Annotated in this window: 15 protein-coding genes and 1 pseudogene; 11 read left to right on the plus strand and 5 right to left on the minus strand. The window is 44.6% G+C overall.

Features of this window, described 5'->3' with window-relative positions:
- Positions 1-2: 2 nt before the first annotated feature.
- Positions 3-1,850 (minus strand): sensor histidine kinase, encoded by a 1,848-nt coding sequence (locus tag AC3CID_RS04460; RefSeq protein ID WP_146456839.1) that lies wholly within the window; start codon positions 1,848-1,850, stop codon positions 3-5.
- A gap of 163 nt (positions 1,851-2,013) precedes the next feature.
- On the opposite strand from AC3CID_RS04460, the pseudogene AC3CID_RS04465 reads away from it, so the two are divergent.
- The 8 genes and pseudogenes from AC3CID_RS04465 to AC3CID_RS04500 all read left to right on the plus strand — a co-directional run.
- Positions 2,014-2,196, plus strand: a pseudogene (locus AC3CID_RS04465) (hypothetical protein); the annotation flags it as partial.
- 356 nt (positions 2,197-2,552) lie between these two features.
- Positions 2,553-3,851, plus strand: a complete 1,299-nt coding sequence (gene tig, locus AC3CID_RS04470) for a trigger factor (protein ID WP_004736079.1) — start codon at positions 2,553-2,555, stop codon at positions 3,849-3,851.
- A gap of 105 nt (positions 3,852-3,956) precedes the next feature.
- The gene (gene clpP / locus AC3CID_RS04475) at positions 3,957-4,583 is read left to right on the plus strand and encodes an ATP-dependent Clp endopeptidase proteolytic subunit ClpP (protein WP_004736080.1); all 627 of its coding nucleotides are present in this window, start codon (positions 3,957-3,959) and stop codon (positions 4,581-4,583) included.
- Positions 4,584-4,664: 81 nt separating this feature from the next.
- Positions 4,665-5,945 (plus strand): ATP-dependent protease ATP-binding subunit ClpX, encoded by a 1,281-nt coding sequence (gene clpX, locus AC3CID_RS04480; protein WP_004736081.1) that lies wholly within the window; start codon positions 4,665-4,667, stop codon positions 5,943-5,945.
- A 132-nt stretch (positions 5,946-6,077) separates the two neighbouring features.
- The gene (gene lon / locus AC3CID_RS04485; protein WP_017076773.1) at positions 6,078-8,429 is read left to right on the plus strand and encodes an endopeptidase La; all 2,352 of its coding nucleotides are present in this window, start codon (positions 6,078-6,080) and stop codon (positions 8,427-8,429) included.
- 191 nt (positions 8,430-8,620) lie between these two features.
- Positions 8,621-8,893: an HU family DNA-binding protein gene (locus tag AC3CID_RS04490; protein ID WP_004736083.1), complete on the plus strand. Its 273-nt coding sequence runs from the start codon at positions 8,621-8,623 to the stop codon at positions 8,891-8,893.
- Between the two features lie 220 nt (positions 8,894-9,113).
- Positions 9,114-10,979, plus strand: a complete 1,866-nt coding sequence (gene ppiD, locus AC3CID_RS04495) for a peptidylprolyl isomerase (RefSeq protein WP_146456837.1) — start codon at positions 9,114-9,116, stop codon at positions 10,977-10,979.
- A 261-nt stretch (positions 10,980-11,240) separates the two neighbouring features.
- Positions 11,241-11,540 carry a ComEA family DNA-binding protein gene (locus AC3CID_RS04500; protein ID WP_004736087.1) on the plus strand — a complete coding sequence of 100 codons (300 nt, stop codon included), beginning with the start codon at positions 11,241-11,243 and terminating at the stop codon, positions 11,538-11,540.
- Here AC3CID_RS04500 and rrtA read toward each other — a convergent pair.
- The gene (gene rrtA / locus AC3CID_RS04505; protein ID WP_146456835.1) at positions 11,531-12,079 is read right to left on the minus strand and encodes a rhombosortase; all 549 of its coding nucleotides are present in this window, start codon (positions 12,077-12,079) and stop codon (positions 11,531-11,533) included. The genes AC3CID_RS04500 and rrtA overlap by 10 nt on opposite strands.
- Positions 12,080-12,088: 9 nt before the next feature.
- On the opposite strand from rrtA, the gene AC3CID_RS04510 reads away from it, so the two are divergent.
- On the plus strand, positions 12,089-12,688 hold the full coding sequence (locus AC3CID_RS04510) for a tRNA-uridine aminocarboxypropyltransferase (RefSeq protein ID WP_146456834.1): 600 nt from the start codon (positions 12,089-12,091) through the stop codon (positions 12,686-12,688).
- 26 nt (positions 12,689-12,714) lie between these two features.
- Here the strand turns inward: AC3CID_RS04510 and AC3CID_RS04515 are convergent, their stop codons facing one another.
- The 3 genes from AC3CID_RS04515 to AC3CID_RS04525 form a co-directional block, all read right to left on the minus strand.
- A complete protein-coding gene (locus tag AC3CID_RS04515) occupies positions 12,715-14,058 on the minus strand; it encodes an anti-phage deoxyguanosine triphosphatase (RefSeq protein ID WP_146456832.1) in 1,344 nt (447 codons plus the stop codon).
- Positions 14,059-14,112: 54 nt separating this feature from the next.
- Entirely contained in the window at positions 14,113-14,697 is a 585-nt protein-coding gene (gene yfbR, locus AC3CID_RS04520; RefSeq protein WP_017080360.1) for a 5'-deoxynucleotidase, read from the minus strand.
- Between the two features lie 332 nt (positions 14,698-15,029).
- Entirely contained in the window at positions 15,030-16,262 is a 1,233-nt protein-coding gene (locus AC3CID_RS04525) for a pyridoxal phosphate-dependent aminotransferase (RefSeq protein WP_004736094.1), read from the minus strand.
- A 296-nt stretch (positions 16,263-16,558) separates the two neighbouring features.
- Between AC3CID_RS04525 and AC3CID_RS04530 the strand changes: the two genes are divergently transcribed.
- A complete protein-coding gene (locus AC3CID_RS04530; RefSeq protein ID WP_004736095.1) occupies positions 16,559-17,866 on the plus strand; it encodes an isochorismate synthase in 1,308 nt (435 codons plus the stop codon).
- Positions 17,863-19,587, plus strand: coding sequence for a 2-succinyl-5-enolpyruvyl-6-hydroxy-3-cyclohexene-1-carboxylic-acid synthase (gene menD, locus AC3CID_RS04535; protein ID WP_146456830.1), 1,725 nt, complete (start codon positions 17,863-17,865; stop codon positions 19,585-19,587). Before AC3CID_RS04530 ends, menD begins: the two co-directional genes overlap by 4 nt.
- The last annotated feature ends 9 nt before the right edge of the window (positions 19,588-19,596 follow it).

A 19,596-nucleotide genomic window follows, 5' to 3' on the forward strand; every position in this document is an offset into this window, starting at 1 on the left:
TCTCAGTCTGTTGTTTTTGCTTTACGTAATGGTTCTTCTTGCTGTTTTTGTTGCTGCTGCTGTTCAAGAAGGGGCAACTCTATGCTGAATCGAGCACCACCTTGAGGGCTGTGACCGGTAACGAGCTTGCCGTTGATTCCGCGGATTATTTGTTGAGAAATCGATAACCCAAGTCCAAGTCCATTTTTCTTGGTGGTATGGAAAGGTTCAAAAAAATCTCCGCTCGAAGAGGAAGTGAAGCCGGGGCCATTATCATCGACATGAATCAGCAAGGTGCTGGCTTGTTGGTCGGATTCCCTAATCTCTAACAGAATAGCTAATTGCTTGTCGTCTTGTTGTTCCATCGCCTGAATCGCGTTGGTCAGCAAATTAATGATCACTTGTTCCAATTGGATGGCGTTGGCGAGCACGCAAGCATCAAAGGTTTCAGGGAGTTCGTTGACTTTAACTCGCTCACTCTTGAGTTGTGGTTTCATCAGTTCTTTTGACGAGTGCAATACGGGAAGTATCTGCAACGTATGCAATTCTTCCGCGGTGGACTTCTTGGCAAAAGAGCGAAGCTGGTGGCTGATTTTCGCCATGCGATCAGTGAGCGCCGAGATTCGCGAGAGGTTGTCATCGACACGATCGGTCTTTTCTTTGGCAAGAAACAGTCGGCCGTTGTCGGCATAACTGCGAATCGCAGCGAGAGGGTTATTCAACTCATGGCTTATGCTTGCCGACATTTGCCCTAGCACCGCCAGTTTGGCGGCTTGGATGAGTTCGTCTTGTGTTTGCCTCAGTACATGCTCGGTTTCGATACGATGTTTAATCTCGACGTGCAGCTCTGATGTGCGCTCAAGCACTTGAAATTCTAGTTTTTGCTTGGCTTCAGATTGCAGTCTATCAATTTGGGCACGCCTTTGTTGTCGATGGTGATTGAGCTGCATCGTTAGATAAATAATCGCAAAGATAAGGCTCAAAACCACTAGGTAAGCCACCAGGTCCCACCAAACTAAGTGGGTCGGAGAAAATACTCGTATAGTGAGTTTCGGTTCGGCTAAGAAGCGTGAAGAGCTAAAGAATTGCTCTTGGACGAGCTTGTGCGGAGACTCAATATTGCTAGTTGCACTCTCGAAATCACCAGAGAAGTGAAGGCTTTCTATTTTGGTATCGAGATACTGCCTGCTTTCTTGAATTCGAGCTTGCTGTGCTTGGCTCAGCGGCTGAAGGCTTTTGAACAGCCATTCAGGATTACTCGACATGAATACGATTTGGTCTTTATCGTCAGCAACAAAAAAACTCTGCTTGCCTTTCCAACTTGCTTCAATCAGCGATAAATCCATCTTTACGACAATGACACCAATAATCTCAGCGGCATAGGAGACCGGATAAGAATAATAATAGCCTCGCTTCCCAGACGTTGAACCTAGCGCAAAGTATTGATTTTCATTACCTTGAATGGCTTCTTGATAGTAGGGACGGAAAGCAAAGTTTCGACGAATAAAAGAATGCGGTTGATTCCAGTTACTGGCTGCGATAGTGGTGCCAATGCTGTCTAATAAATAAGTGTCGGACGCTTGAATCACCGAATTTACGTGCTCTAGATAGCGATTGGTGAGCTCGATTTGCGCAGAGTTACTTGGAGAGTGAAGGGCATCGACCAGTTCTTTGTCTTTTGAAAGCAGCTCGGGAATGTGCGCGAACTTATCCAATTGACTGGAAATATGAACCGAAAAGCGGTCTAGCTTAGATTGATGATCATTTAACAAACTTTCATGACTAGTACTCCATACCCAATGACCGCCAAAGACCATCAGTAGACTGTATATGGCCATTAATAGTATTGGGATTCTAAAAGCTTGAAACATGAAGGCTCTCCGCTAATTTCTTTGGTAATCAATCAAGCCTGTTTTCTCTCATTTATGGTAGCAAATAGCGGTAGTTTTTGCTGAAAGGAGAAAGTCGACAGGTGGGGGTAGGTTAAGGGTTTGTAACGGGGATTGTTGAAAAAGTTATCGACTCTGAGGGGTAAAACAAGAGCAAGATCTCTTTTTAAGGTTTTTAGCAAAAAAAGCCCTCGATTCCCTTGAAAAAGTCGCTATTGTCCCCATTTCTGTTGTGCTAAGTGATGATTTGATCGTTTTTGTATCATTTAGTTGGACGAATTTAGAGCATTCATCATCATGCAGAGGTGAACGGCTCGACAGAGATTAAACAGATCGCTAGAATGTCGCATCTAAAATTTCTGTCCTGAGGCTAATCGGAGATACCTTTCTTGTTTCCGAAAACAAGCTTCACTGCTTTTTGTAAGTACGTGAGAACGTTTTATAAGTGCGTGAAAACGTTTTATAACTGCGTGAGAACGTTCAATAAGCATGTGAAGAACGAAGATATCGCTGATTAGTCTGGTGTTTGGTTGAATAATCAATTCAGACATCAATGCTCGATTTTAAATTAGGTGTTCGGATAGAGCACTACACAAGAATGCAGCCAACAACGTCGGCTTTTGAATTAAAGCTAAGTTACGGCTCATATGCTCAGATTACTGAGCCAGTTTTGAGGTTTATATAATGCAAGTTACTGTTGAAACGCTAGAAGGCCTAGAGCGCCGTCTTAATATTACTGTTCCTGCTGCTAACATCGAAGATGCAGTTACAGCTGAACTACGCAACATCGCGAAAAACCGTCGTTTCGATGGTTTCCGTAAAGGCAAAGTGCCTATGAAGATGGTTGCTAAAATGTACGGCAAAGCAGTACGTCAAGACGTGATGGGCGAAGTAATGCAACGTCACTTCATCGAAGCGATCGTTAAAGAGAAAATCAACCCAGCTGGCGCACCTACTTTCGCACCAGTTGAAAACAACGAAGGCGCTGACCTAGTATTCAACGCAACTTTTGAAGTTTACCCAGAAGTTGAGCTGAAAGGTCTAGAAAACATCACTGTTGAGAAACCAGCAGTAGAAGTTAAAGAAGCTGACGTTGAAGAGATGATCGAAACTCTACGTAAGCAACAAGCAACTTGGACTGAAGTTGAAGCTGCTGCTGACGCTGGTTCTCGTGCAACTATCGACTTCGTTGGTTCTATCGACGGTGAAGAGTTCGAAGGCGGTAAAGCTGAGAACTTCCCACTAGAGATGGGTGCTGGTCGCATGATCCCTGGTTTTGAAGACGGTATCGTTGGTAAAACAGCAGGTATGGAATTCGAAATCGAAGTAAACTTCCCAGAAGATTACCACGCTGAAAACCTAAAAGGTAAAGCTGCTAAGTTCTCTATCAAGCTGAACAAAGTTGAAGCTCGTGAGCTTCCAGAACTAAACGAAGAATTCGTTTCTAAGTTCGGCGCAGCTGAAGGCGTTGAAGGCCTTAAAGCTGAAGTTCGTAAGAACATGGAGCGTGAGCTTAAGCAAGCTGTTAAGAACCGCATCAAAGAGCAAGCAATCGACGGTCTAGTTAACGAAAACAACATCGACGTACCTTCTGCTCTAATCGATCAAGAGATCGGTGTTCTACGTCAACAAGCTGCTCAACGTTTCGGTGGCAACACTGAAGCTGCTGACCAACTTCCACGTGAGCTGTTCGAAGAGCAAGCTAAACGTCGCGTAGTTGTAGGTCTTCTTCTTGGTGAAGTAATCAAGACTGAAGAGCTAAAAGCTGACGACGAGAAAGTTAAAGCTATCATCGAAGAGATGGCTACAGCATACGAAGATCCAACAGAAGTTATTGCTTACTACGAGCAAAACGAGCAAATGATGAACAACATGCGCAATGTTGCTCTAGAAGAGCAAGCTATTGATGCAATCATCGCTAAAGCTCAAGTTTCTGATAAAGAAGTTAGCTTCAACGAGCTAATGAATCAGCAACCTGCTTAATATAGTAATATCTGACGTAGAAGGTTGACGTACGGTCAACAATTCTGCTAACAATGGTCCGTATGATTTAATCATTCGGGCCATTTATTTTAGGGACATAAGAATATGAGCTACCAAGAAAAAAATACAATGCCATCGATTATGGACGCACTAGTTCCTATGGTGGTTGAACAGACTTCCCGTGGTGAACGTTCTTACGATATTTATTCTCGTCTATTAAAAGAACGTATCATTTTCTTAACAGGTCAAGTGGAAGACCACATGGCAAATCTTGTCGTGGCTCAACTGCTTTTCTTGGAATCAGAAAACCCAGACAAAGATATCTATCTTTACATCAACTCACCTGGCGGTAGCGTAACAGCGGGCATGTCTATCTATGACACAATGCAGTTCATCAAGCCAAACGTGAGCACAGTCTGTATGGGTCAAGCTTGCTCTATGGGTGCATTCTTACTAGCGGGTGGTACTCCTGGTAAGCGTCACGTGCTTCCAAACTCACGTGTAATGATTCACCAGCCACTTGGCGGCTTCCAAGGCCAAGCGTCTGATATTCAAATTCACGCGCAAGAGATCCTAACGATCAAACAAAAGCTAAACAAACTATTGGCAGAGCACACTGGTCAGCCTTTAGAAGTTGTTGAGCGTGATACAGATCGTGATAATTTTATGTCTGCTGATCAAGCAGTAGAATACGGCTTGGTAGATTCAGTTCTTAATCACCGCGGTCAATAATTGCACGGCAATTGTTTAACGCAAAGTGATTCAAATTGATATACACTCAAGCATAGAGAGTAAAGGCTAAGAGGTTAGCGAATGACAGATAAAAGCAAAGAGGGTGGTAGCGGTAAACTGCTTTACTGCTCTTTCTGTGGCAAAAGCCAACACGAAGTTCGCAAGTTAATCGCAGGTCCTTCTGTTTACATTTGTGATGAATGTGTCGATCTTTGTAACGACATTATTCGTGAAGAAATTAAAGATGTTCTTCCTAAGAAAGAATCGGAATCGCTGCCAACGCCGCGTGAGATTCGTGAGCATCTTGACGACTATGTAATCGGTCAAGAATACGCGAAGAAAGTGCTAGCAGTTGCGGTATACAACCACTACAAGCGTTTGCGTAATGGTGACACGACAGCTGAAGGCGTAGAGCTAGGTAAGAGTAACATTCTTCTTATCGGTCCTACTGGTAGTGGTAAAACGCTACTGGCTGAAACACTGGCTCGTTTCCTAGACGTTCCTTTCACAATGGCAGATGCAACAACACTAACCGAAGCCGGTTATGTGGGCGAAGATGTTGAAAACATCATCCAGAAGTTGCTTCAGAAGTGTGATTATGACGTAGCGAAAGCAGAACGCGGCATTGTTTACATCGATGAAATCGACAAGATTTCTCGTAAAGCTGAAAACCCATCAATCACGCGTGACGTGTCTGGTGAAGGTGTACAGCAAGCTCTACTTAAACTTGTTGAAGGTACAGTTGCTTCAGTTCCACCTCAAGGTGGTCGTAAGCATCCACAGCAAGAGTTCTTGCAAGTGGACACGTCTAAGATCCTATTTATTTGTGGCGGAGCGTTCTCTGGCCTAGATAAAGTGATTGAGCAACGTGTAGAAAAAGGTTCGAGCATCGGTTTTGGCGCAGAAGTGCGTTCAAAAGATGAAGCAAAAACTGTGGGTGAACTGTTCACTCAAGTTGAACCTGAAGATCTCGTGAAGTACGGTCTAATTCCGGAATTCATTGGTCGTCTACCCGTGACAACGACATTGACAGAACTTGACGAAGAAGCTCTAGTTCAAATTCTTTGTGAACCGAAGAATGCGCTTACTAAGCAGTACGCAGCATTATTTGAAATCGAAGAGACTGAATTAGAATTCCGCGACGATGCTCTACGTGCAATTGCGAAGAAAGCAATGGAACGTAAAACGGGTGCTCGTGGTCTGCGTTCTATCTTGGAGGGTGTTCTACTAGAAACTATGTACGAACTGCCATCTTCGACAGATGTAAGCAAGGTTGTGATTGATGAGTCGGTAATTAATGGTGAGTCAGAACCACTGTTGATTTACAGCAACTCAGATAACCAAGCAGCGGTTGCAGAGTAGGTCTTTTTTAGACAAGTCACTCAAATTGAAAAAGGAGGTAAGCAATTACCTCCTTTTTTTTATTCTTCCATTGAATCCAGTCGTTTAAGCCCCATATACTGCTTTATAAGTTAAAGCGGAAGAGAGAAATATATGAACTTGGAACGTTCCGAGCGTATCGAAATCCCCGTGCTACCTCTACGTGATGTAGTGGTTTACCCACACATGGTTATTCCATTGTTTGTCGGTCGTGAAAAATCGATTACTTGCCTTGAATCGGCAATGGAAGCTAACAAACAAGTACTACTTGTAGCGCAGAAAGAAGCGGACACTGATGAGCCTTCAATCGACGACCTATTTAACGTAGGTACAGTCGCTACTATTCTTCAGTTGCTAAAGCTGCCTGATGGTACTGTGAAAGTACTTGTCGAAGGTCAGCAGCGTGCAAAAATTCACCAGTTCAAAGAGAGTGAGTTTTTCTTAGCGGATGCCGAATACGTTGTAACCTCAGAACTTGACGAAAAAGAACAAGAAGTGGTTGTTCGCAGCGCGATCAATCAATTCGAAGGCTTTATTAAGCTAAACAAAAAAATCCCACCAGAAGTTCTAACGTCTCTGAACGGTATTGATGAGGCTGCACGCCTAGCCGATACGATTGCAGCGCACATGCCACTTAAATTGGTTGATAAGCAGCACGTTCTAGAAATTGCAGATGTGACTGAACGTCTGGAATTCTTAATGGGCCAAATGGAGTCAGAAATTGACATCCTGCAAGTTGAAAAACGCATTCGTGGCCGCGTTAAGAAGCAGATGGAGAAATCTCAGCGCGAGTACTACCTGAATGAGCAAATGAAAGCGATTCAGAAAGAACTGGGCGAGATGGATGACGCACCTGATGAATTCGAGACTCTGAAGAAGAAGATCGAAGATTCAAAAATGCCTCAAGAAGCTCGTGAAAAAACCGAGCAAGAACTGCAAAAACTGAAAATGATGTCGCCAATGTCTGCTGAAGCAACAGTAGTACGTAGCTACATTGATTGGATGGTTGGTGTTCCTTGGGCTAAGCGTTCAAAAGTTAAAAAGAATTTAGCGAAAGCGGAAGAGGTCTTGAATGAAGACCACTACGGCTTAGAGCGTGTTAAAGAACGTATCCTTGAATACTTGGCAGTACAAAATCGAATTAACAAGCTAAAAGGTCCAATCCTTTGTCTTGTTGGTCCTCCTGGTGTAGGTAAAACCTCGCTAGGTCGTTCGATTGCAGCGGCAACGGGCCGTAAGTACACTCGTATGGCTCTTGGTGGCGTACGTGACGAAGCGGAAATCCGCGGTCACCGTCGTACTTACATCGGTTCACTTCCGGGTAAACTGATCCAGAAGATGTCTAAAGTTGGTGTTAAGAACCCCCTGTTCCTATTAGATGAAATCGATAAGATGTCTTCTGATATGCGTGGCGACCCATCTTCAGCGCTTCTAGAAGTGTTAGATCCAGAGCAAAACGTTGCATTCAACGATCACTACCTAGAAGTAGATTACGATCTGTCAGACGTCATGTTTGTTGCAACGTCTAACTCAATGGACATTCCTGGCCCGTTACTGGACCGTATGGAAGTGATTCGACTGTCGGGTTACACAGAAGATGAAAAGCTAAACATCGCTAAAAGTCACTTACTGGACAAACAAGTTCAACGTAACGGTCTTAAGCCTCACGAGATTAATATCGAAGATTCAGCTATCGTTGGCATTATTCGTTATTACACGCGTGAAGCGGGCGTGCGTAACCTAGAGCGTGAAATCTCTAAGATCTGTCGTAAAGCAGTTAAGAATATCTTGCTAGACAGCAGCCTTAAGTCTGTAACGGTTAACATTGATAACCTGAAAGAGTACTTAGGCGTTCAACGTCATGATTTTGGTAAAGCGGATGAGAGTAACCGTATCGGTCAAGTGACTGGTTTAGCGTGGACTCAAGTGGGTGGTGACCTACTGACTATCGAAACTGAATCAATGCCAGGTAAAGGTAAGCTAACGCAAACCGGTTCTCTTGGCGATGTGATGAAAGAGTCGATTCAAGCAGCCATGACTGTGGTTCGTTCTCGTGCGGAAAATCTGGGTATTAACACAGATTTCTACGAGAAACGTGATATTCACGTTCACGTACCGGAAGGTGCAACACCAAAAGATGGCCCAAGTGCGGGTATCGCAATGTGTACTGCATTGGTCTCTAGCTTAACGGGTAATCCTGTGAAAGCTGAGGTCGGTATGACAGGTGAAATTACCCTTCGTGGTGAAGTTTTACCTATCGGTGGTTTGAAAGAAAAACTGCTTGCAGCACACCGTGGCGGCATCAAAACTGTCTTGATTCCTAAAGACAATGAACGTGATTTGGAAGAGATTCCAGACAATGTAATCGCTGACTTAAAGGTGATTCCGGTCCAATGGATTGATGAAGTACTTAAAGTCGCGCTAGAACGAGATCCGTCAGGGGTCGAGTTTGACGTGAAAAAATAGTGATGCATAGCAAAAATAAGTAAAGAATTACGCTGATAGACCCGAAAAGGCTTGTCAGCGTTTTTTTTGGACGCTAAGTTATTTGACTAAAGCTGCAGCCCTTTTGCAATAAGGCTTGCGGCTAAATTAAAACCAAAATGGAACGTACAGTCATCGAGAAGTAGTCACAGATGACACATAGGGGAAAAACAGTGAATAAAACACAACTAGTAGAATCAATCGCAGAAAACGCAGACATCTCTAAAGCTTCAGCTGGTCGCGCTCTAGACGCTTTCATCGAAGCAGTTGGCACAACGCTACAATCAGGTGACCAAGTGGCACTTGTTGGCTTTGGTACTTTCAGTGTTCGTACTCGTGCTGCTCGTACAGGTCGTAACCCAAAAACTGGTGAAGAGATCCAAATCGCAGAAGCTAAAGTACCTGGCTTCAAAGCAGGTAAAGCACTTAAAGACGCATGTAACTAATTTTCACTGCTGAAACCTCGCTTTTAGAGAGGGGAAGGCAGTAAAATGCGTTTACTGTTTGAAAAATGATGTTTCATTCTTAGACAGTATGTGTGCAAAGCACATTGAACTTATTTAAATTATGCGCATCCTACTGATGCGCATTTCTTTTTCTGATAATATCGCGTGAATAGATTTTTATTTTGAAGCCAATGCTTCATATCCGGAGAGCACTTAAATTATGATGGATCGATTACGCGAAGGCGTGAATAGCATCGCGGTAAAAATTATCCTTGGGTTGATTATCCTGTCATTCGTATTCGCAGGTGTAGGCAGCTACATCACCGGTGGCGGTAACAACGCAGCAGCTAAAGTTGGCAACACAGAAATTGCTCGTGGTGAGTTCGAACAAGCTTACCAAAACGAACGTAATCGTATGCAGTCTCAACTTGGCGATTACTTCGCTCAAATGCTTGCAGACCCTGCATACGTAGAGTCTTTCCGTAAATCAGTACTTGATCGCATGATCAACGATGTTCTACTTGAGCAGCAAGCTGAGTCACTAGGCCTACGAATCAGTGATTCTCAAATCCGTACAATGATTCTAGAAATGCCTCAGTTCCAAACTGCTGGTCAATTTGATCAAGAAGTTTACCAATCAGCACTGCGTCGTGCAGGTTTCAGCGCAGAAAGCTTCGCTGAATACATGCGTCGTGACCTAATGCGTAACCAGCTTGTGACTGCGCTTCAAGGCAGTGAATTTGTTCTTCAAGGCGAAATCGATACGCAAAGCAAACTTATTGCTCAAACTCGTGACATTCGTACAGTGACCTTGTCTGTTGCTGATCTAGCGAAAAACATCAAGCTAACTGACGAGCAAATCGAACAGTACTATTCTGAGAACCCTCAAGCTTACACTCGTCCAGAGCAAGCTAAGGTGTCTTACATCGAGCTTTCAGCTGAAGCCCTTAAGTCTCAGCTTGAAGTAAGCGATGAAGAAGCACAGAAATACTATCAAGAGCACCTAGACAAGTACTCAACTGAAGAGCAACGTAAAGTTAGTCACATCTTAGTTCAAGGCGATGACGAAGCGAAAGCTCAGTCAATCCTAGACGAGCTAAATGCAGGCGCTGATTTTGCTACGCTAGCGGAAGAGAAATCTGACGACTTCGGTAGTGCAGATGTTGGCGGTGACTTAGGTTGGATTGAACGCGATGTTATGGACCCAGCATTCGAAGGCGCGGCTTTCGCTCTTGAGAATATTGGCGATACTACTGGCCTAGTTAAATCTGATTTTGGCTACCACATCATCAAGCTAGACGAAGTAAAAGAGTCTCAAGCTCAGCCTTATACAGAAGTAGCGGCTGAGATTAAGCAAGAACTACTAGACCAGCATGCTGTAGACCAGTTCTACGAACAGCAAACTGAGCTAGAAAAAGTAGCGTTTGAATTCCCAGATTCTTTGGATGATTCTGCTGAAGCTATCAATGCGAAGATCACGACAACTGATTTCATCTCTCAAGTTGACGCTCCGGAAGTTCTGATGACGCCTGCAGTAATGCAAGCTATCTTGAGCCCTGAAGTGAAAGAAGACGGTCTGAACTCTGAAGTTATCGAAGTTGCACCTGAGCACGTGATTGTTGTTCGTGTAGAAGAGACTCGCGACGAGACAGTTCTTCCTCTAGCTGAAGTGAAAGATCAAGTTGTCGCTGCATTGTCTGCTGTACAAGCTGAGCAACAAGCAGTTGAGCTAGGTGTTTCTCTAGTGAACGAGCTTAAGCAAGGTAACGAAGCAGTACTTGCAGATAACAACCTTGAGTTCACTGAACTTGAAACGATTGACCGTAACTCGCCACTAGCGGCGTCTGTATTCGCTCTAGCGAAACCAGAAGCAGGTCAAGCTGTGTTCGGTCAATCTAAAGACCAAGACGGTAACATCGTTGTTGTTGAGCTTTCTAAAGTAACGGCTGAAATCAACCCAGCTTACAGCACTCAAATTGGTGCACAGTTGGAGCGAGTTGGTAATCAGCAAGACCTTACTAATGTACTAAACGTACTGCGTAAAAATGCAGACGTTGAATACTACGTAGTGGGTCAGGGTCAGTAAGCTCAGGTTAGTTTGAGTTAGCTTAGCTCGGTAGTTAAGCCTGTTAGGTGACTGACTACCGAGAATCAACATGCGATGGTTGTTGTTTTGCAAATTAGGTTTATTCGATAAATCAAATTTGTGAGCCAACAAGCAAACTGATGAAAACAAGATGTATAACGAAGCGGGTCACTTAGGTGACCCGCTTTATTTTTGTCTGGTGATTGTGTTATCTAGTGCGGCAAATGCATAAATTACGTTTTTTGTTCAAAGGAACGGTTTATGCGCACGATATATTCAACACTACTTCTTTCATTTCTGATGGCCCTTAGCTCCCCAGCGTTTTCTGATAGTCCAACTAAAGCTGAGCTTTACGATGGCATCGAGATTACGGTAAACATCAATACTGCGACTGCAGAAGAACTCTCAGCGCTATTAGTTGGTGTTGGGGACAAGAAAGCTCAAGAGATCGTCGATTACAGAGATCAAAACGGTGCGTTTACGACTGCTGATGATTTGGTGAGTGTGAAAGGGATAGGTGAAGCCACGGTTGAAAAGAACCGCGAAAGAATTCAACTTTGATCCGTTTTTCTACTTGTTAGAAATGAAGCGATAGATATGAAGCCTCCGGCCAGTGCACCTGCTAGGTGGGCTTCAATCGCGACACGAGCATTAATCAGTTCGCCAGTGGTGCTAGAAGGGCCAACAAGCTGCTCCCAAGCGATTTTAGCGATTAATCCCAATACTAACAGCCAACTTGATCTCCTACCGTTTAAAGCCTCACTGAGCGCGAATAAGCCAAACAACCCATGCAAAGTGCCAGATAGGCCAACATAGATCTGAATACTCGAAAACAACAGAGCGATCCCAGTCACTAAACTAATCATAAGCAGAGCAAGAACAAGCTGTTTTTTACTCGGTTGAAACAGATAGCTGATGATCCATAAGCCTGCTAGATTCATCAGAAGGTGCGAGTAGTTGGTATGTGAAAAGTTTCCTGTTAGGATTCGCCACCATTGCCCCTCGGCAATCGCATTGCTATCCCAAACGACCCAAGCTTGTATTGGCTCAAATTGGAATAAGACGCATAAAAGTGAAGTGAAAATTAAAACAGGGTACACATTAAATCCATGTCTCGTTATTGCCCCCAATGCAGCAAGGCTTTGAAAGCTTGTATTTGTCAGTGGGTTACACCACTCGAATCGAATGTTGAGCTTATCATTCTTCAGCACCCATCAGAAGAGCACCGCCCGATGGGAACTGCGCGTATCCTCTCGTTATCTCTAAATAACAGTGTGACGCTTGTCGGTGAAGATTTTTCAGACAACGAACAATTGAACGCATTGCTGGCCGATGAACAGTACCAACATGTAATTTTATACCCAAGCGAAAACTCTGTTTCAGTTGAGTCGGCAACATCTCCTAATAAGAAGCTGCGTGTGATTTTATTGGATGGGACGTGGAAGAAGGCGTTCAAGATGTGGCAGGTGTCGAGTAACTTGCATGCGCTGAGCACAGTTCACTTACCGAAAGACCTCAAGGGTAATTATCGAATTCGTAAAGCGCCCAGTGAAAACAGCCTTTCTACAGTCGAAGCTGGCTATCATTTGCTTAGCTTGCTAGAGAGTGATGGCGACTTTAGCCCTTTGTTAACGGCATTTGACCAAATGATTCAGTTTCAAATCAATCAAATGCCGCCGGGTGTGTTTGAGAAAAACTACTTAGATTAATCCGAGTCACTGGTACGAGTCAGGAATTAAAACTCGGTATGAGCTGAGAACAATTGCTGATGCATTTTCTGCGCAAGGTCATCAGTCATTGATGAGATGTAATCGGCAATCACGCGCATCTTTCTAGATTCATCTTGATGCTGTAGCCATTGCTTCTTGATGGGCAGTGGCAGCAAGCGTTCAGGATCTGCGCTGAATGCTTCAAACATGTCCATGATGATCTGTTGGCCCTTGTATTCGATGACCTGAACCTGAGGGACTTGAATCACGAACTCGCTGACAAAGTGCTTCAGTTTATCGAGTGTGCCATCCATGCTCGGTTCAAGCACGGCATTGTAAGCCAACAGCACATTCTCAAAGCTAGCATTCACTCGTTCAATCGAAATACTGGTCAACAGAGCGTTAACTATCCCACCAATCGCATCTTTTCGACGATACTGCTCACCAGAGAAAAGCATCTCTGTAATTGAATCTAGGTGTTCACAAATCCAAGGATCGGCCATCTCTTCAAGTTGAGGGTAAGCTGAATCTACCCATTGAGCTTTGGTCACAGAGCCGAGCACAATCGCATCTTCTAAATCATGCACGCCATACGCGATGTCATCAGCCAACTCCATGATTGAACAATCAAGTGACTTATATTTGGTCTTATTGTGCTCAAGTGGCTCGGTATGCGTTTTTCTTTTCTGTTTTAGAAGCTGTTGGTCGCTACTTGAAAGCGGCTCCAGTACCCAGTTAAAAAGTTCTTCATCATGATCGTAGATGCCTTTTGCAGGCATCCAGTCTTTGGCTCGGAGTTGTCGTTGGTGCTTAACAGGCTCAGACTGTAATTTAGCTTGAACTTCGCTAAGAAGTGAAGGGTATTTAATCAGCCCCAACAGAGTGCGTCGAGATAGATTCATCCCGTGATGTTCGGTGTAAGGTTCTAGCTGGGTGACAATGCGAAACGTTTGCGCGTTGCCTTCAAAGCCACCGTGGTCGCGCATCATGTAGTTGAGTGCAACTTCACCACCATGGCCATAAGGCGGATGGCCGATGTCGTGAGCTAAACACAGTGAATCAATCAAGCTATCTGAGGGGAGAAGATCTCGAAACTCGGGCTGCTTTTTCTTGAGTTGAGCGACAATGCCAGTACCAAGTTGTGCGGCTTCTAGCGAATGGGTAAGGCGAGTTCGGTGGAAATCGTTTACCGTGGTGCCATGAACTTGAGTTTTTGCTTGGAGGCGACGAAAAGCCGCAGAGTGAAGCACACGCGCACGATCGCGTTGATACGGGCTACGATGGTCATCACGCCTTATTTTATGTTCATCGTCATTTCGATGTTGCCATTCTTGTTCGAGTTCAAATGGTGGTTCGAGTGGAGAAGTCAAAATAGCACCTATCAATCTGATTTATTTAGCTAATTACACTCAAGTTATACCCAGCTAGCTTATCTCGTCTAGTGATAATTCAAAGCTTGGCGCAAATGTGGTGAGAAAGTAGTCCATTTCTGGGCTTTTACGCTGTTCGAGTGTTTCTTCCAGTCGGCGTTTCGCTTGCTCGTATTCATGATTGCCCGCACTGAGTTCTTCCAAGCATTTTAGGTAAGCGCAGATCGTGTCGGCTTGCTTAACGATGCTTTGTTCTTCTTTGCTTGCTGTTCCAGATATCAAAAACGGGGAGAAGTCGTCTCGGAATTCTTCTGGCAGCATTGAAAGCAGTCTTTGCTCTGCTGCCGCTTCTATCTTTTTATACTCTTGTGCGATGTCTGGATTGTAGTATTTAACTGGCGTCGGTAAATCACCCGTTAGCACTTCACTGGTATCGTGGTACATACCAAGCAGCGCAATGTGCTCGGGGTTGAGCTGGCCATCAAACTTCTTATTTTTAATTAATGCCAAGGCGTGTGCGACGAAAGCAACTTGCAGGCTATGTTCTGAAATGTTCTCACTTGAGACTGATCGCATGAGGGGCCAGCGTTGAATCAGCTTCATACGGGCAAGATGGGCAAAGAAATGGCTTTGTTTCATACGCGTCCTTTTAGTACCAATCGTAGTAAATAACTGGTCATCCTAGCTTGTTAAAAAACTCGATAACTTTGTTAGAATTTTTGATTGTAGAATAACTACTTACCAAAAAATCCTGCCTTGTTCTCAAGTTTTTTTCCTACGCTATTTCTGAACACTTACTTACTGTGATTGGTATAAGCAATGCTCCACTCGTATCATGTGTTCAACATAGTAATACGAGACAGCGGATACAAAAAAGGCTCCCAAACAGGAGCCCTTTAAGCATAGAAGTGATTGATTACAAGTTAAAGTCTTTTAAAACAGCAAATTGTAGTCATCTTTCTTTGTGCTAATTAACCTTCGATGAGGTCGTCTTGGCTGTAGGTCTGTAAGAAGCGCTCTAGACGACCAATCGCGATTTCTAGGTCTTCGATATGTGGCAGAGTCACGATGCGGAAGTGATCCGGTTTTGGCCAGTTGAAGCCAGTACCTTGAACCAATAGCACCTTCTCTTGCTTAAGGAAATCGAGCACGAATTTCTGATCGTCTTTGATGTTGTACATATTGGTGTCGATCTTAGGGAACAGGTACATCGCGCCTTTTGGTTTCACACAAGAAACGCCAGGGATTTTGTTGATCAGTTCCCATGCACGGTCACGTTGCTCAAGCAGTCGACCACCAGGAAGAATCAGTTCGTTGATACTCTGATAACCACCCAGTGCTGTTTGGATGGCGTGCTGCATTGGTACGTTGGCACACAAACGCATCGAGGCCAGCATTTCTAGCCCTTCAACGTAGCCTTTCGCTATGTGCTTCGGACCCGTTAAGAACATCCAGCCACCACGGAAACCACACACGCGGTAAGCCTTAGATAGACCATTGAATGTGACCATTAGTACGTCTTCAGCAAGCGTTGCGACTGAAGTATGTACGGCACCGTCGTAAAGCACTTTGTCGTAGATTTCATCAGCGAAGATGATCAAACCGTGTTCACGAGCAATCTCAACAACTTGTAATAGGAAATCACGGCTGTATACCGCGCCCGTTGGGTTGTTCGGGTTGATAAGAACGATGCCGCGAGTCTTTGGTGAGATCTTCGCACGCATGTCGTCTAGATCTGGATACCAATCAGCATCTTCATCACACATGTAGTGAACCGGTGTACCACCAGAAAGCGCAACAGACGCTGTCCATAGTGGGTAGTCCGGAGCGGGAACTAAGATTTCATCACCATTATCCAGTAGCGCCTGCATAGACATAACGATAAGCTCTGATGCGCCGTTACCAATGTAAACGTCTTCTACATCAAGGTTACGTAGGCCTTTTTTCTGGTAGTGCTGAACAACCGCTTTGCGGGCTGAATAGATGCCTTTTGAGTCACAGTAACCTTGAGATGTCGGTAGGTTACGGATTACATCAACAAGGATTTCATCAGGGGCGTCAAAACCAAATGGGGCGGGGTTACCAATATTAAGCTTCAGTATTTTATGCCCTTCTTCTTCCATGCGCTTAGCATGTTTGAGTACAGGCCCCCTGATTTCGTAGCATACGCTGTTGAGTTTTGACGACATCCCGATATTTTGCATTGCCGATTTCCTGAAATTAATTTAAATACTTTATTAAAGTACCGCAAAATGGGGTTTGATAGAATAAAAATCTGATGAATGTCGCATTTCAGTGTCACGTTTGGTCTTTTTGTTGTCACTCTTTTCTAAATTTTAATTAATCGCTTTCTTTGTTGTTGTCTAAGATGAATAAAGAGGCTGGATCGCTTAAAATCACAGGAATGTTCAAAAGATATAGTAGATTCTTGATCTAAGTGGGTGCTGCCCATAAAGTATCAAACTAATATAATAATAATTTAGATGTGAACGAGGTCGATTTGTCACATTTCCAGCAAACTATCTCCGCTTTGATTGAGCGAGTACAAAATGCCCAAGCAAGTGAAGTTCGTTGTGTTGAAGTTCTAACGCAAAAACCATCGTTTGCATTTATAGAATGGCTTCATGCTCAACCGCTCTTTCCAAAGTTCTACTGGCAGTCACGTGATACTCGTGAAGAGGTTGTCGCGCTCGGTCAACTGCACACTTTTTCTGATCCCGCTCCCGCGTACGCGATTCTTGGTGAAGACCAACGAATTTGGGGTGGACGTTCATTTGATGGGCATACCGCAAAGAACCGTCGTTGCATGGAATCGTTTTTCTTCCTTCCTCAGGTTGAATTAATCCGCTTTGACGACACTTGGTCGCTAGCGGTTAACTTGTCTCCTGATCGCGTTGCCTCCATTAACGCTTTGAATAAGCTTTCTGTAGAAGCGGCGATATTGGCACCTTTGTCGGCTCACATTGAACAGATTAACCACGTTCCAGAACGAGAACAGTGGGGTAATTTGGTCGATAAAGTGCTTCAGGGCATTAGCGACGAAGAGTACAAGAAAGTTGTTTTAGCGCGTAAAACCACACTGCAGCTCGATGCGCCAATCTGCGCGGCTCAATTACTCAAGGCCAGCTACCTGCAAAACCATCACAGCTTTCACTTTATGTTGGTATTGGATTCTAAACACAGCTTTATTGGCTCAACGCCAGAGCGTTTGTATAGCCGGTATGGGACAGAGCTGGATACTGAAGCTCTAGCGGGAACCATTGGTCGCGGAGAAAACGCGACAGAAGATATGGAGTTAGCGAACTGGCTTTCTCAAGACAGTAAAAACCTCAATGAGAACCAGTATGTGGTTGACGACATCATTGAGCGCCTCACTCCTCATTCTCAAACGGTCCATGTTGAAAAGGATACGCGTCTTGTGCGCTTGCGTAAGGTGCAGCATCTTAAGCGTAATATCCACGCCCAGCTTAATAATGGCGTTAACGGTGTGCAGTTGCTTGCTGCATTACAGCCGACTGCTGCGGTGGCGGGTTTGCCGCGTAAAGAGGCGATGGACTTCATTCTTGAACACGAACCGTTTGCGCGAGGCTGGTATGCAGGCTCTGTTGGCTATATCAGTCATCAGAGAGCAGAGTTTTGTGTCGCGATTCGAAGCGCGTTAGTTGTAAACGATCAAGTACAGCTGTTTGCTGGCGCAGGGATCGTGCCGGGATCGGTTGCCGAGCATGAATGGCAAGAATTGAACAAGAAGATGTCAACCTTACTCAGCTTGATTTCGGATCACCCGCCGTTGGGTGTGGCGTCATGAATCACGACCAAGCCGTATTAAATAGAGTTTGGAGTCACACATTACTTGAAGAGCTAGCACGCAACGGTGTTGAACATGTTTGTGTTGCACCGGGCTCTCGCTCAACGCCGTTAACTCTCGAAGCTGAAGCCAACTCCAAGTTAACCTTACACACGCACTTTGATGAGCGTGGTCTTGGATTCTTAGCTTTAGGTTTAGCTAAAGCCAGTGATAAGCCAGTTGCCGTGATTGTTACCTCTGGTACTGCTGTCGCTAACCTTCTTCCTGCGACGGCTGAATCTGGGCTGACACGAGAGAAGCTGATTTTGCTGACCTCTGATAGACCCATCGACTTGGTCGACTGTGGTGCCAATCAAGCGATTCAGCAACAGGGTATCTTTTCTTCCCATGTTGAAAGTGCTTTAAACTTACCAAGCCCTAGTACACAAGTTTCTCTGAATTGGTTACTGACATCGGTTGATCACGCCCTAGTGAAACAACGCAATGTTGGTGGTGCGATTCATATCAACTGTCCGTTCCCAGAACCTCTATATTCTGCAAATAGCGTGGAAATGTATGCGGAATACACATCCAGTGTCGCTGGGTGGAAATCGGGAACAGGTAGTTACAGCCAAACGTTTTTACCTAATCAAGTGAACACACAACCTATTGCTCCAGGTGAGTATCTTGGACATAAGGGTGTGGTTATTCTCGGTTCGCTAGATATTGAACAGGCGACAAAAGCTCAGCAGTTTGCCACTGCATTAGGCTGGCCGGTTTTTTGTGACCCTCAATCAGGTGTCACAAGTGATTGGAAACATTATGATCTTTGGATGCAGAGTGACGTAGCGAAAGAACAACTTAACCAATGTGATTTCATCCTTCAGTTCGGTGAGCGCATTGTTTCTAAGCGCCTTAATCATTGGATAAAGTCGCAAGCATCATCATTCTGCTCATCACAATATATTGTTGTGTCACCAGATACGCACCGAATCAACCAAGATCATCTGCCTCAAACTCATATCGTTGCTGCTATCGAGTCATGGGTATCAGAGCAGCATTTACCCACCTTGTTAGGCCAGCATGCAGGTTGGGCGGCTCCTTTAATCGAGGTCGCAAATACTGTTCAGCAACTCGCCCTCGCGCAAATATCCAACAATGACCAATTGACGGAACTCAGTGTTGCCGTTGACTTGTCGTCTAGACTTAAAGGCAGAGAGCTATTTGTGGGAAATAGCTTGATGGTAAGGCTGGTGGATATGCTGTCATCAATATCTGCGAATCAAGTTTACAGTAACCGTGGTGCATCGGGCATTGACGGCTTGGTGGCGACGGCTGCGGGCGTGGTGAAAGCCAACCAGAATCCTTTGTTGATGTTGATTGGTGATACCTCTTTGTTGTACGACCTCAATTCACTGGCTCTGCTGACTCATAATTTAACGCCGATGGTTATTGTTGTGACCAACAATGACGGTGGTGCAATCTTTGACTTGTTGCCGGTACCAGAGCAGCAAAAACAGTCACTTTATCAAATGCCTCATGGTTTCAGTTTTGAACACGCTGCTGCGCAGTTCCAACTTGGTTACGCTGCACCAGAAACCTTGAATTGCTATCAAAACATTATCGAACAACATTTCGAACAGGGTCAGGGTACCTTGCTCGTTGAAGTTAAGACGCCTCCCGAACAAGCGTCTACTTTGCTGAAACAATTCAGTTCAATGCTCACCGAGGCATTAGCCTAAGGACTTTAC

The organism is Vibrio sp. QJM3NY_21 (assembly GCF_057785975.1).

Bases quoted from the DNA above. Each gene is read 5' to 3' on its own strand.
- AC3CID_RS04525 (WP_004736094.1), bottom strand. From the start codon at position 16,262: ATGCAAAATATCGGGATGTCGTCAAAACTCAACAGCGTATGCTACGAA.
- tig (WP_004736079.1), top strand. From the start codon at position 2,553: ATGCAAGTTACTGTTGAAACGCTAGAAGGCCTAGAGCGCCGTCTTAAT.
- yfbR (WP_017080360.1), bottom strand. From the start codon at position 14,697: ATGAAACAAAGCCATTTCTTTGCCCATCTTGCCCGTATGAAGCTGATT.
- clpX (WP_004736081.1), top strand. From the start codon at position 4,665: ATGACAGATAAAAGCAAAGAGGGTGGTAGCGGTAAACTGCTTTACTGC.
- lon (WP_017076773.1), top strand. From the start codon at position 6,078: ATGAACTTGGAACGTTCCGAGCGTATCGAAATCCCCGTGCTACCTCTA.
- ppiD (WP_146456837.1), top strand. From the start codon at position 9,114: ATGATGGATCGATTACGCGAAGGCGTGAATAGCATCGCGGTAAAAATT.
- AC3CID_RS04500 (WP_004736087.1), top strand. From the start codon at position 11,241: ATGCGCACGATATATTCAACACTACTTCTTTCATTTCTGATGGCCCTT.
- AC3CID_RS04460 (WP_146456839.1), bottom strand. From the start codon at position 1,850: ATGTTTCAAGCTTTTAGAATCCCAATACTATTAATGGCCATATACAGT.
- menD (WP_146456830.1), top strand. From the start codon at position 17,863: ATGAATCACGACCAAGCCGTATTAAATAGAGTTTGGAGTCACACATTA.
- AC3CID_RS04510 (WP_146456834.1), top strand. From the start codon at position 12,089: ATGTCTCGTTATTGCCCCCAATGCAGCAAGGCTTTGAAAGCTTGTATT.
- clpP (WP_004736080.1), top strand. From the start codon at position 3,957: ATGAGCTACCAAGAAAAAAATACAATGCCATCGATTATGGACGCACTA.